The following is a 13,087-nucleotide window of genomic DNA, read 5'->3' as shown; positions in this document are numbered from 1 at the left end:
GCGCCCATCGAGGTCACGCTACTGTTCGCCCTCAAAGACGCGTTTCCTTGCAAATGACCCTTATCCCGTCCTGTAGACCGCGCGTTCTATCTGGTTGATCACTTCCGCTGTTGTTGCAGGAAACGGACCTGAGCGTGTAGGCCGAAGGGGTCTGCTTTCGGGGGTGGAACGGACATGCCGCACCGGCGGGTCGAGGTCTCAGTTTGGTGGCAAAGGCTGACTCAGCGGCGGCGCACGGCGAATGCATGATTTACAGAAATCGCTGACGAGATTCCTCGCGACTGGGGACTGATCTGGGGACCATGGCTGATTGATCTACATATAACCACAGTAAATCAATCAGTTAACAGTAACGTTTGGCGGAGAGAGTGGGATTCGAACCCACGGTACGGTTTCCCGCACACACGCTTTCCAAGCGTGCGCCTTAAGCCACTCGGCCATCTCTCCGGAGGTCCTCTCTTGAAGGGGCAGGCCGCTTTTTGCAAGGGAGCGCGGCGGCGGCGGCTGAAATTTTCCCAACCGATTGAATACGCTATACAAATCTGCGCTGCTGCGCTCCGCCGGTTGGGTGCCGGCTTGAACCGGAAGCCCGGTTGTGGCTGACGATTGAACGAAGGCCACTGCCAAATCAGCAGGAGGGACAGCATGATCATCATTCGGACGTTAGCATTTTCGATCCTGATATCGGCGGCGGTCGCCGGCGCCGCTGATCCGGCGCTGGCGCAGGCCTGCACCCGGCAGGGCGTGGACGTGAGCTGCGACGACGGCCGGCGGGGAATCTTCTCCGGCAATGCGATCATCTGGGCCGACGGCTCGCGGTCGAGCCTGGCCTCGCCGCATCCCAGCGTCATCATCGGCAACAGATCGTCGGTGATCGTCGGACCGGGCGTGTTCGTCGGCCAGGGCAAGGGCGTGGTGCCGCTGGAGAACCCGAGCGCGCCGAACAAGGCGCGCTGTCCGGTGCTCGACGGGGTCTCGTATTGCTACTGATTGTTGTTTGACGCGTTTTCTCGGCGCGAACCGGTCCTCACTTCGCTTGAAAACGCCTTGGCTAATGATATCGCGCGCTGAAACCGGCCGAGCGCCGCGGCCATGGCGTCGGCGGGTCGGCCACGATCGGCCCGATTTCGCTTCTGTCCAATTGCGCTTCCCGCAGCGCCTCGACGAAATCGGCGAACCAGCGCTGGATGGTGCCGGCGCGAAGCTTTGTCATCATCGCTTCGAAGCGCACGCGCCGCTCGGTCAGCGGCATCGACAGCGCGGTTGCGATCATGCGCGCCATGCCGTCGATGTCGTGCGGATTGACCAACAGCGCGGCATCGAGCTCGGCGGCGGCGCCGGCGAACTTCGACAGCACCAGCACGCCGGGATCGGCGGGGTTTTGGGCGGCGACATATTCCTTGGCGACGAGGTTCATGCCGTCCTGCAGCGGCGTCACCACGCCGACCTTCGCGGCGCGATAGAGCCCCGCGAGCACCGCTTGGCTATAGCCTTTGTTGAGATAGCGGATCGGCGTCCAGTCGGCCTCGCCGTGACGGCCGTTGACGTCGCTGACGAGTTTTGCGACCTCGCTCTGCAGATTGCCGTAGGCCTCGATCGCGCCGCGCGAGGGGGTCGCGATCTGCAGCAGCGATACGCTGCGCGCGAGCTGCGGCTGCAAGGTCCACATCCGGTCGAATGCCTTGATTCGATTGACCAGCCCCTTTGAGTAGTCGAGCCGGTCGACGCCGATCGCGAGCTTCTCGCCGTTCAGGCTGCGCCGCAGCCGCGACACATCCGGATGGGTCGAGGATTTGGCGGCCTGCTGGGCGAATCTTTCAGGATCGATGCCGATCGGGAACACCGCGGCGCGGGTTCGGCCATGACGCGAGCAGACGACGCCGTCGGCGGCGGGAAGATCGAGATCGGACTGAACGTAGCTCAGGAAATTCTCGCAATCCTCTTCGGTCTGGAAACCGATGAGATCATAGGCCAGCATCGCCTCGATCAATTCGCGATGATGCGGCACGCCGCCGATCACCGCGCGCGACGGCCATGGGGTATGCAGGAATAACCCGATCGGCTGGCTGATGCCGAGATCGCGCAGTTCCGCGCCGAGCGCGAGGAAATGATAATCCTGAATCCAGAAAACGGAATCCGGTTTCTGAAATCGGAGCAGCGCGCGCGCCATGAAGGCGTTCACTTCGCGATAGGAGGCATAGTCCTCCTGGGAAGCACAGATCAGATCGGGACGGGAATGCAGCGCAGGCCACAGCGCCGAATTCGCAAAACCTTCATAATAGCCGCCGTAATGCGCGGCGGGCAGATCGAGCATCGCCAGCGCGCCGGCGCCCAATGCCTCGATTTCGGCGAAGGGTTCTTTGTGGCCGCCGTCGCGGACCCGGCCGCTCGAACCGACCCAGATTGCGCCGGATTTCTCCACCACCGGCAACAACGCCGCGGCAAGCCCCCCTGTCATGGGCTCGTTGGCTCTTCCGCGCGCGACGCGGTTTGAAACGACGACGAGGTTCACAGGCGCCCTCCTGCTGGTACGCACGCGTACGTTAACAACCATTCATCAATATGGTTACTGCCGTCACCCTTTCAACGAATTGGAACCAAATTCGGGCCGAGCCGCGGTGGAACCGGACTGGATTTGCGAAAACAAAAGTCGCACTCAAGGCGTCATGCCTTGATGTGCGAGGAACCACCGCGGAATCAAGCCAAGACGGAAAAATCCGAGCAGGATTACGGCGAGGCGATGTCTTTTTCGTCATCGAGCAGATGGGCGAGAAATTGGCGAACATCGCTTGGCGCATCGAAATGCCCGGCCACGCCCGTGGCGCGCCGGCCGACGGAAAACGCGAGACCGTGCAAATCAGGCATGATCGCAAACACCGACTCGTCGGTGACGTCGTCGCCGATGAAGAACGGACGCCGGCCCCTGAACGGTCCCTGTGCCATCAACTCCCGCACGCCGCTCGCCTTGGTGAAACCGGGATGCTTGATCTCGCAAACGGATTTTCCCGGCAGCACCTCGATCGGCGCGTTCGGCAGATCGGCCCGGATCACCGACACCGCTTGATAGATCGCCTGCTCCGCATGCGGTGCCAGGCGATAATGCAGCGCCAGCGAATAGCCCTTGTCCTCCAGCAGAATTCCCGGGCTCAGCTTCGCGATCGCGGCAAGGCGGCGCTTCAATTCCTTGTCCAGCGGCGGCGCGCGGGCGCCTGCCGCTTCACGTTCAGCCGCAAGACGTGTCTCCGCGCCATGGCCGGCGACCGCCGGAAATTGATCCGGCGCAAAGATCAGATCGATATCGTTGAGCGAGCGCCCGCTGACCAGCGCCAGCGCACCGTCGGTTCGCTGGTGCAGCCGGTTGAGGGTTTTCGCCAGGCCAGGCGGCACCCAGACTTCCCGCGGAGTTGGCGCAATATCCAGCAGTGTGCCGTCGATATCGAGCAGGATGGCGGTCTCGCTCAAACGCGGCACCAGCGCGCGCGGCACCGGAACGGCATCCGGCGCCGATTCGTCTTCCGGGGCGATGTCTTCTTGCAACGGCATTTCGGCCAGATCCTCATTCATCTCATCCTACTCCACGAATGCCAGCGGCGGTGCGACAGATTCGAGCGATTTCCGCTCGGCGGCGACGGCGTAACGCCACGCGACGGCCGCCGCGACGACCATCAATGCCGACCCGAAGAGATAGCCGGCGAATACGCTGTGGCGCGACCCGGTATCGATCAATGCGCCGAACAGAGCGGGCCCGGCCACGCCGCCTACTCCGGTTCCGATCGCGTAGAACAGCGCAATGGCGAGCGCGCGCACTTCCAGCGGAAAGGACTCGCTGACCGTGAGATAGGCGGCGCTGGCGGCCGGCGAGGCGAAAAAGAAAATCACCATCCAGGCGATGGTCTGGCCCTGCGCGCTCAGCGCGCCGATCGAAAACAGGTAACCCGACATCGCGAGCAACACGCCGGAAACGCCATAGGTCAGCGCGATCATGGCGCGGCGGCCCAAGGTGTCGAACAGCCGCCCCAGCAGCAGCGGCCCCAAGAAATTGCCGGCCGCGAAGGGCAGGATATACCAGCCGACCTGGTTGGCGGCGATGCCAAAGAAGTCGGTCAGCACCAGCGCAAAGGTGAAGAAGATCGCGTTGTAGAAAAACGCCTGCGCGATCATCAGCACCAGCCCGACCAGCGCGCGCCGGCGATAGACCGTGAACAGCGTATGCGCCACCTCACGCAGCGGCGTGTGATGGCGCATCATGATCCTGATCTTCGGCAACGCCGGGTCCTGCACATGCCCGGTCGCCGATTTCTCGATGTTGTCGACGATCGCATGCGCCTGCTCGGGATAGCCATGGATCATCAGCCAGCGCGGACTTTCCGGAATCCACATCCGCATCACCAGCACGAACAGTCCGAGACCGGCGCCGCTGAGATAGGCCAGCCGCCAGCCATGATCCGGGCCGAACAACGCGGGATCGAGCAAAAGAATCGCACTCGAGGCGCCGATCGCGGCGCCAAGCCAGAAACTGCCGTTGATCGCCAGATCGGTCCAGCCGCGATAGCGCGCCGGCACCAGTTCCTGAATCGTCGAATTGATCGCCGTGTACTCGCCCCCGATGCCGGCGCCGGTCAGAAAGCGAAACAGCGCGTAGCTTGCGACGCTCCATGACGCCGCCGTCGCCGCGGTCGCGGTGAGATAAAGCGCCAGCGTGACGAAGAACAGTTTCCTGCGCCCGATCCGGTCGGTCAGCCAGCCGAAGCCCAGTGCCCCCAGCACCGCGCCGGCGAGATAGGCGCTGTTGGACAATCCGACGTCGAAGTTCGTGAAGCGAAGCGTCGGACTTTCCTTCAGCGCCCCGGCGAGCGCGCCCGCCAGCGTGACTTCCAGCCCGTCCAGAATCCAGGTGATCCCGAGCGCCAGCACGATTCGGGTGTGAAAGCCGCTCCAGCGCAGACGATCGAGCCGGAAGGGAATGCTGGTTTCGATGACGCGGTCGAAGTCCCGCTCCGGCCGCGAAGCATGAACGCCGTTTGCGGCCGAACTGCGCGGAGTCCGCTGCACATCCATCGGATCAAACCAACAACAAGCACCCCGGAACGCGATGCTCCGAGGTTCCTGATTCATTCCCCACAATTGCGGCAAACAATATGCCCGCCACGCAAAATAACGCCGGTGTGACGTGGGGGTTTCGGCATTCCGGGGTAGGAGTTGACCGGTTGCGTTCGCTTCCGCCTGATATGGATGGAGTTGACGATGGCGACAATTCAAAGGTCGGCAACGCAAAGGACGACGACCAAGACAAGCCCGACGCGACAAAGGACCCGCCCAGGGAAAGCACCGCCAAAGCGCTGGTCGCAGCGGGTGACGCAGGAAAGCAACGCACTCGATCTCGAGCGCGGCGTGTTCAAACTGACCAGCGCCGGCAAGATCGCGGCGTCGCTGAAGCGCTCGGCAGAACGCAGTTCACGGCGCAAGGCCAGCGCCTATCGCTCCGCGCTGTCGATGCTGACCTTCTATATCAACCGCGCCGGCAGGAATTTGCCGGGAATCGAGCGCGCGCGGCTGGAGCGGGCCAAGGTCGAGCTGAGGCGCCAGTTCGGGCGGGAGTGACTTCGGCATTCCGGGGCGCGATCAGGCAGGAAGCCGCCGGCGGTCCGTCCCGGGAATCTGGCCGCGCTTACTCCGGCTCGGTGCGCAAAATCAAGGCAGAATGGATAAGGATGCCGGATTCGGGACGGGTTCTCACCCCGTCACAACCGCTCGCCCGACGAAAATCCTAGTTGCAAGTTCCCTTCCCGCTGTCTCTAATTGGAATAACAACAAAACATCGGGGAGGTATCGGGCGTGTCTACCATCAAATTGACGGTGAACGGAAAGACGGTCTCGGCCGAGGTCGAGGACCGGACCCTGCTGGTCCATCTCCTGCGCGAGAATCTGAACCTGACCGGCACCCATGTCGGCTGTGATACCAGCCAGTGCGGCGCCTGCGTGGTCCATATCGACGGCAAGGCGGTGAAATCCTGCACCGTGCTGGCCGGACAGGCCGCCGGCAGCAACGTCACCACCATCGAGGGCATCTCGAAGGGCGACGAACTGCATCCGATGCAGGCCGCGTTCCGCGACAATCATGGTTTGCAGTGCGGCTACTGCACGCCAGGCATGATCATGTCGGCGATCGATATCGTGCACCGCCATGGCGGCAAGCTCGACGAGGCAACCGTCCGGCACGAGCTGGAAGGCAATATCTGCCGCTGCACCGGCTATCACAACATCGTCAAATCGGTGCTCGATGCGGCCGGCCGCATGAAGGTCCAGCAGGCGGCGGAATAGCCGCAGCCAGCAGCCAAAACCGAAATCCAGCGCCGCCAGATCGCGAAGGAAATGGCGGAAAATCAATAACTCCGGTCGGGAGGACAGGACATGGGCGTTGAAGGCATTGGCGCAAGCGTGGTGCGCAAGGAAGACCGCCGTTTCATCACCGGCAAGGGCCGTTACGTCGACGACATCAAGCTGGTGGGGTTGACCCACGCGCATTTCATCCGCAGCCCGCACGCGCATGCCAGGGTCAAGAGCATCGATTCATCCGCGGCCATGAAGATGCCGGGCGTGGTCGGCGTGCTGACCGGACGAGAGATCGTCGATGACAAGATCGGCAATCTGATCTGCGGCTGGGCCATTACCTCAAAGGACGGCTCGCCGATGAAAATGGGCGCGTGGCCGGCGATGGCGCCGGAGACGGTGCGCTTCGTCGGACAGGCGGTTGCGGTCGTCATTGCCGAGACCAAGAACCAGGCCAAGGACGCCGCCGAAGCCGTCGTCGTCAATTACGAAGAACTGCCGGCGGCGGCCGATATCCGCGCCGCGATCAAGCCGGGCGCACCGCAATTGCATCCGGAAGCCCCGGGCAACGTGATCTACGACTGGGCGATCGGCGACGAGGCCGCGGTCAAGGACGCGTTCGGCAAGGCCGCCAATGTGGTGTCGCTCGAACTCACCAATAACCGCCTGGTGCCGAACGCGATGGAGCCGCGCGCGGCGATCGCGGAATACAACGCGGCCGAGGAACATTTCACGCTGTACACGACGTCGCAGAACCCGCATGTCGCCCGCCTCGTGCTGTCGGCATTCTACAACATCGCCCAGGAGCACAAGCTGCGGGTGGTGGCGCCGGATGTCGGCGGCGGTTTCGGCTCCAAGATCTACATCTATCCGGAAGAGATGGTGGCGCTGTGGGCCTCCAAGAAGGTAGGGCGCCCGGTGAAGTGGACCGGTGACCGCACCGAAGCCTTCCTCACCGATGCGCATGGCCGCGATCACATCTCGAAGGCGGAGATGGCGTTCGACAAGGACAACAAGATTTTGGGCCTGCGGGTGAAGACCCACGCCAATCTCGGCGCCTATATGTCGCTGTTCTCGTCGGCGGTCCCGACCTATCTCTATGCCACGCTGCTGTCGGGCCAGTACAACATCCCGGCGATCCACGCCGAGGTCATCACCGTCTATACCAACACCACGCCGGTCGACGCCTATCGTGGCGCGGGCCGGCCGGAAGCAAGTTTTCTGCTCGAGCGGCTGATGGAAACCGCGGCGCGGCAGTTGAAGGTCGATCCGGCGGAATTGCGGCGCAAGAATTTCATCACGCAATTTCCGCATCAGACCCCGGTCATCATGGCCTATGACATCGGCGATTTCGGCGCTTCGCTCGACGCCGCGATGAAGGCGATCGATTACGCCGGCTTCCCGGCGCGCAAGGCGAAAGCCAGGTCCGAAGGCAAGCTCCGCGGCATCGGCTTGTCCTGCTACATCGAGGCCTGCGGCATCGCGCCTTCGAAAGCCGTCGGCAGCCTGGGCGCCGGCGTCGGCCTGTGGGAATCCGCCGAAATCCGCGTCAATCCGGTTGGGACCATTGAAGTCCTGACCGGATCGCACAGCCACGGCCAGGGCCACGAGACGACATTTGCGCAATTGATCGCCGAACGTCTCGGCGTTCCCATCAGCCAGGTGCAGATCGTCCATGGCGACACTGACAAGGTGCAGTTCGGCATGGGCACCTATGGCTCGCGCTCGATCGCAGTCGGCGGCACCGCGATCGTCAAGGCGATGGAGAAGGTCGAAGCCAAGGCGAAGAAACTCGCCGGGCATCTGCTCGAGGCGTCCGAGAGCGACATCGTCATCGAGAACGGCGAGTTCAAGGTCGCCGGCACCGACAAGTCGATCGCATTGCCGATGCTGGCGCTCGCCGCCTACACCGCGCACAATCTGCCTGACGGCATGGAGCCGGGCCTGAAGGAGACGGCGTTCTACGATCCGACCAACTTCACCTTCCCGGCCGGCGCCTATATCTGCGAACTCGAGGTCGATGCCGGTACAGGCAAGACCAGCTTTGTCAACTTCGTCGCCGCCGACGACTTTGGCCGGTTGATCAACCCGATGATCGTCGAGGGCCAGGTCCATGGCGGCCTCGCCCAGGGCATCGGCCAGGCCCTGCTCGAAGGCGCGGTGTATGACAGCTCGGGCCAGCTCGTGACGGCGTCGTTCATGGATTACACCATGCCGCGCGCCGACGATCTGCCGTCGTTCAAACTGTCGCACACCCCGACGCTGTGTCCGGGCAATCCGCTCGGCGTCAAGGGTTGCGGCGAGGCCGGCGCGATCGGTGCGTCCGCCGCGGTCATCAACGCCATCACGGACGCGATCGGCAACAACAAGCTGGAAATGCCGGCGACACCCGACCGGGTCTGGCACGCCATTCACGGCAATGCGTAAGGGGAGGATGAACCATGTATGAGACAACCTACCACCGTCCCTCCTCCGTCGATGAGGCCGCGGCCATGTTCGCCAAGGGCAAGGAGGCGAAATACCTTGCCGGCGGCCACACCCTGATCCCGGTGATGAAGCAGCGGCTGGCCTCGCCGTCCGATGTGATCGATCTTGGCAGGATCAAGGATCTGATCGGCGTCGAGGCTACCGGCGACACCCTGACGATCAAGGCGGCGACGACGCATCATGACGTCGCCACAAGCGGGGCCGCGCAAAAGGCCATTGCCGCGCTCGCTTATCTCGCCTCGCTGATCGGCGATCCGGCGGTACGCTATCGCGGCACCATCGGCGGGTCGATCGCCAACAACGATCCGGCGGCGGACTATCCGGCGGCGGTGCTCGCGCTCGGCGCGACCGTGAAGACCAACAAGCGTTCGATATCGGCCGATGATTTCTTCAAGGGCCTGTTCGCAACCGCGCTGGCCGAGGGCGAGATCATCACCCAGGTCGCGTTTCCGATTCCGGCCAAGGCGGGGTATTCCAAGTTTCCCCATCCGGCGTCGCGCTTCGCGCTGACCGGCGTGTTCGTGGTCAAGACCAGGTCGGGTGACGTCCGCGTCGCCGCCACCGGCGCCTCGCAAAGCGGCGTGATGCGGGTGCCGGCGATCGAGGCGGCGCTGAAGGCCAATTGGTCGGCATCGGCACTCGACGGCGTCAAGATTCCCGCGAACGGACTGATGAGCGACATCCAGGGCTCGTCGGACTATCGCGCCAACCTCATCAAGGTGATGGCGCAGCGCGCGGTGACCGCCGCCGGCTGATCAGGGTTATCCGTTTGATCCATGCAAGCGGCGCGCAGCGATGCGCGCCGCTCTGCTTTTGGCGGATTCCCGTCAAAAGCCGCTTGCCACGTCAGGCGCAAGGCGAGACAATTTAGCCAATCAGACAATTAAAGCCCAGAACAAGGGACGTCCCGGGAGAGCCCATGAAGTTCGGCATTTTCTACGAGCACCAATTGCCGCGGCCGTGGGACGACGGCGCCGAGCACCGGCTGTTCCAGGAGGCGCTCGACCAGGTCGAACTCGCAGACCAACTCGAAATCGATTACGCCTGGGAGGTCGAGCATCACTTCCTCGAGGAATACTCGCACTCCTCCGCGCCCGAGATTTTCCTCGCCGCCTGCTCGCAACGCACCAGGCGGATTCGGCTCGGCCACGGCATCTGCCTGATGCCGCCGAAATATAATCACCCGGCGCGCGTGGCCGAGCGCATCGCAACCCTCGATCTCGTCTCCAACGGCCGCGTCGAGTTCGGCACCGGCGAGAGCGCCTCGCTGATGGAGCTCGGCGGCTTCAATGTCGGCTTCGACGCGGCCGAGAAGCGGCGGATGTGGACGGAGGCGGTCGAACAATGCGCCAACATGCTGGTGATGGATCCCTATCCCGGCTTCAAGGGCGAGTTCTTCGAAATGCCCTGCCGCAACGTGGTGCCAAAGCCGTTGCAGAAGCCGCACCCGCCGCTGTGGGTTGCCTGTTCCAACCGCGAGACCATCAAGATGGCCGCACGCCACGGCATCGGTGCGCTGACCTTTGCCTTTGTCGATCCGCGCGAGGCGCGGCAATGGGTCGACGACTATTACCGCATTTTCAAAGAAGAGTGCGTGCCGATCGGACATGCGGTCAATCCCAATGTGGCGATGGTGACCGGCTTTTCCGTGCATTCCGACGAGATGGAAGCGCGCCGCCGCGGCGAGGACGGATTGCGCTTCTTCCGCTATGGGCTGGCACATCATTACATCTTCGGCGAACACCGGCCGGGGCGCACCGACATCTGGTCCAACTTCGAAAAGGCGCGGCACGCGCTGCCGCCGGCCGGCGCCGATCACGGCATCGGCACGCCGGACCAGTTGCGGACCCATCTGCGCCACTTCGAGCAATCCGGCGTCGACCAGACCGTGTTCATTCAGCAAGGCGGCCGCAACCAGCACCAGCACATCTGCGAGGCGCTAAAATTGTTCGCGCGCGAGGTGATGCCGGAATTTCGGGCGCGCGAGATCGAGCGCGAGAAGCGCAAGCAGGCAGAGCTTGCGCCCTACATCGAAAAAGCGATGGCGCGCAAGAAAGCCATGACGCCGATGCGCGACGAGGAGATCCCGATCTACGTCGCGCTGGGCCGCAAGGTGGCCGAGGAAGGCACCGGCACCGAGCGCCAGAAGCAGAACGCCAAATTGTGGGCGGATGCCGCGAGCGTGACGCTCGGCGATCCCGACCGCCACGGCGGCAAGACGCCGGCCGCTTCGCTTCCGCCATCGATGGACAAACAACGTGCTCGATAAACCAGCCCCCCAATCCGCCACCCGTGCCTCCGGCCCGCTCGCAGGTTTCCGCATCGTCGAATTCGCCGGCATCGGGCCCGGCCCTTTCGCCTGCATGATGCTGGCCGACATGGGTGCGGAGGTTGTGACGCTCGACCGCGTCGGCGCGAAAAAGAATCTGAAATCGGTGGCGGGCCGCGGCCGCAAGGTCGTCGAGCTCGATCTGAAGGACAAGGCCGCGGTCGCCCAGGTGCTTGACCTGTTGAGCCATGCCGATGCCCTGGTCGAGGGTTTTCGCCCCGGCGTGATGGAGCGGCTGGGGCTCGGCCCGGACCTGGTGCTGGCGCGCAATCCGCGGCTCGTCTACGGCCGCATGACCGGTTGGGGCCAGCAAGGCCCGCTGGCGCAGGCCGCCGGCCATGACATCAACTACATCTCCGTGACCGGCGCGCTGGCCGCGATCGGCCCCAAGGAGCGACCGGTGCCGCCGCTCAATCTGGTCGGCGATTTCGGCGGCGGCGCGCTCTATCTCGTGGTCGGCGTGCTGGCCGCATTGCTGGAGGCTTCCAAATCCGGCAAAGGCCAGGTGGTCGATGCCGCGATGTGCGATGGCGCGGCATCGCTGATGTCGATGTTCTTCGACATGACGGCCGCCGGACGATGGACCGAAGGTCGCGAGAGCAATTTCCTCGACGGCGGCGCGCATTTCTATGGCGTCTACGAATGCGCCTGCGGCAACTTCATCTCGATCGGTTCGATCGAGCCGCAGTTTTACGCGCTGCTGCGCCAGCATGCCGGACTTTCCGATGCCGATTTCGACGCGCAGATGGACCGCAAGGCCTGGCCGGCGCTGAAGGAAAAGCTGGCAAGAGTTTTCAAGTCCAAGAACCGCGAGGAGTGGTGCAGGATCATGGAAGGCACCGACATCTGCTTTGCGCCGATCCTCACCATGGCGGAAGCACCGAAACATCCGCACATGGCCGCCCGCGAAATCTTTGTCACCCGCCACGGCGTCACCCAGCCGGCGCCGGCGCCGCGCTTCTCGCGCACGCCGTCGGCGATCCGGGACGCGGCGACGGCGGATATTGCCGAGCTGACGAGCGCATGGAAGGGCGGGCGCTGACGATCGCTACCGTCAGCATGGCCCAAATCGAGGGAAATCCGTCATTCGTTTTTGCTTCTCGATTTGCGATGATCCGTCGTGACCCCAACACGACGAGACGGTCATGGCACTGCAACTTCGACCGAACTGCGAATATTGCGACAAGGACCTGCCGCCAAATTCAATGGAAGCGCGGATCTGTTCCTACGAATGCACTTTCTGCGCGGACTGCGTCGAGACCAAGCTTTACAACGTCTGCCCGAACTGCGGCGGCGGCTTTGAGCGGCGGCCGATCCGCCCCGCGAAGGAATGGCGCCCTGGACTATCGGTCGCGAAGCGGCCGCCATCGGACAAGCGCGTCCATCTCAGCTACACGCTGGAAGATATCGCCGCGCATTCGGCGAAACTGCGGAATATTCCGCCAGAGGATCGATAAAATCTCGCTGCATCGTCATTCCGGGATGATCCGAAGGATCAGACCCGGAATCTCGAGATTCTCCGATGTGCAATTGCACATCGTAGTTCGATGCGGAGCCTGTCATCGGGCCGCGCTTCGCGCGGACCCGGTGGCATCGCCCCGGAATGACCGGTCACAAGGCGGGCATGATCGTGCCCTCGACCTCGCCAAAACCGACGCGATAGCCGTCGCCCTGGCACCAGCCGCGCATGACGAGCGAATCGCCGTCTTCGAGGAACGTCCGCCTGACGCCGCCGGGAAGCTCAACCGGCTCGGTGCCGTTCCAGCTGATCTCCAGCAGGCTGCCGCGCTGGTGCTTTTCGGGGCCGGAGATGGTGCCGCTGCCCAAGAGATCGCCGACATTCATGGCGCAGCCGGACGAGGCGTGGTGCACGAGCTGCTGCACCGACGACCAGTACATGTATTTGAAATTGGTGCGGCAGATGCCGGCGGCCTGGTTCAT

12 protein-coding genes and 1 tRNA gene are annotated in these 13,087 nt (G+C 63.5%); 8 read left to right on the top strand and 5 right to left on the bottom strand.

Annotation, left to right across the window (positions count from 1 at the left end; all coding sequences use genetic code 11):
• Positions 1 to 357 precede the first annotated feature (357 nt).
• Positions 358 to 447: transfer RNA gene (locus WCE35_RS09430), tRNA-Ser, on the bottom strand.
• Between the two features lie 198 nt (positions 448 to 645).
• Here WCE35_RS09430 and WCE35_RS09425 point away from each other — a divergent pair.
• Positions 646 to 990, top strand: a complete 345-nt coding sequence (locus WCE35_RS09425) for a hypothetical protein (RefSeq protein ID WP_424593075.1) — start codon at positions 646 to 648, stop codon at positions 988 to 990.
• 61 nt (positions 991 to 1,051) lie between these two features.
• Here WCE35_RS09425 and WCE35_RS09420 read toward each other — a convergent pair whose 3' ends face one another.
• The 3 genes from WCE35_RS09420 to WCE35_RS09410 all read right to left on the bottom strand — a co-directional run bounded on the left by WCE35_RS09420 (position 1,052) and on the right by WCE35_RS09410 (position 5,058).
• The gene (locus WCE35_RS09420) at positions 1,052 to 2,512 is read right to left on the bottom strand and encodes a trehalose-6-phosphate synthase (protein ID WP_424593074.1); all 1,461 of its coding nucleotides are present in this window, start codon (positions 2,510 to 2,512) and stop codon (positions 1,052 to 1,054) included.
• A gap of 215 nt (positions 2,513 to 2,727) precedes the next feature.
• Positions 2,728 to 3,564: a trehalose-phosphatase gene (gene otsB, locus WCE35_RS09415; RefSeq protein ID WP_424593073.1), complete on the bottom strand. Its 837-nt coding sequence runs from the start codon at positions 3,562 to 3,564 to the stop codon at positions 2,728 to 2,730.
• A gap of 6 nt (positions 3,565 to 3,570) precedes the next feature.
• Positions 3,571 to 5,058 carry an MFS transporter gene (locus WCE35_RS09410; RefSeq protein ID WP_424593072.1) on the bottom strand — a complete coding sequence of 496 codons (1,488 nt, stop codon included), beginning with the start codon at positions 5,056 to 5,058 and terminating at the stop codon, positions 3,571 to 3,573.
• Between the two features lie 186 nt (positions 5,059 to 5,244).
• Here WCE35_RS09410 and WCE35_RS09405 point away from each other — a divergent pair, with 186 nt between their 5' ends.
• The 7 genes from WCE35_RS09405 to WCE35_RS09375 all read left to right on the top strand — a co-directional run bounded on the left by WCE35_RS09405 (position 5,245) and on the right by WCE35_RS09375 (position 12,603).
• Positions 5,245 to 5,601: a DUF3175 domain-containing protein gene (locus tag WCE35_RS09405; RefSeq protein WP_424593071.1), complete on the top strand. Its 357-nt coding sequence runs from the start codon at positions 5,245 to 5,247 to the stop codon at positions 5,599 to 5,601.
• A gap of 234 nt (positions 5,602 to 5,835) precedes the next feature.
• Positions 5,836 to 6,321 (top strand): (2Fe-2S)-binding protein, encoded by a 486-nt coding sequence (locus tag WCE35_RS09400; protein ID WP_424593070.1) that lies wholly within the window; start codon positions 5,836 to 5,838, stop codon positions 6,319 to 6,321.
• A gap of 90 nt (positions 6,322 to 6,411) precedes the next feature.
• Complete coding sequence (locus WCE35_RS09395) at positions 6,412 to 8,757, top strand: xanthine dehydrogenase family protein molybdopterin-binding subunit (RefSeq protein ID WP_424593069.1); 2,346 nt, start codon at positions 6,412 to 6,414, stop codon at positions 8,755 to 8,757.
• A 14-nt stretch (positions 8,758 to 8,771) separates the two neighbouring features.
• Entirely contained in the window at positions 8,772 to 9,572 is an 801-nt protein-coding gene (locus tag WCE35_RS09390; RefSeq protein ID WP_424593068.1) for an FAD binding domain-containing protein, read from the top strand.
• A 164-nt stretch (positions 9,573 to 9,736) separates the two neighbouring features.
• Positions 9,737 to 11,086 carry an LLM class flavin-dependent oxidoreductase gene (locus WCE35_RS09385; RefSeq protein ID WP_424593067.1) on the top strand — a complete coding sequence of 450 codons (1,350 nt, stop codon included), beginning with the start codon at positions 9,737 to 9,739 and terminating at the stop codon, positions 11,084 to 11,086.
• Entirely contained in the window at positions 11,076 to 12,188 is a 1,113-nt protein-coding gene (locus WCE35_RS09380; protein ID WP_424593066.1) for a CaiB/BaiF CoA transferase family protein, read from the top strand. Before WCE35_RS09385 ends, WCE35_RS09380 begins: the two co-directional genes overlap by 11 nt.
• 103 nt (positions 12,189 to 12,291) lie before the next feature.
• Positions 12,292 to 12,603, top strand: coding sequence for a DUF1272 domain-containing protein (locus WCE35_RS09375; RefSeq protein WP_424593065.1), 312 nt, complete (start codon positions 12,292 to 12,294; stop codon positions 12,601 to 12,603).
• Positions 12,604 to 12,757: 154 nt separating this feature from the next.
• On the opposite strand, the gene WCE35_RS09370 is transcribed toward WCE35_RS09375, so the two are convergent.
• The coding region (locus WCE35_RS09370) for a fumarylacetoacetate hydrolase family protein (protein WP_424593064.1) at positions 12,758 to 13,087 on the bottom strand (330 nt) is incomplete at its 5' end.

The sequence above is a fragment of the Bradyrhizobium sp. genome (assembly GCF_049691595.1).
Taxonomy (GTDB): Bacteria; Pseudomonadota; Alphaproteobacteria; order Rhizobiales; family Xanthobacteraceae; genus Bradyrhizobium.
The sequence above is the reverse complement of the archived record's forward strand: the minus strand, read 5'-3'. Positions and strand labels throughout refer to the sequence as shown.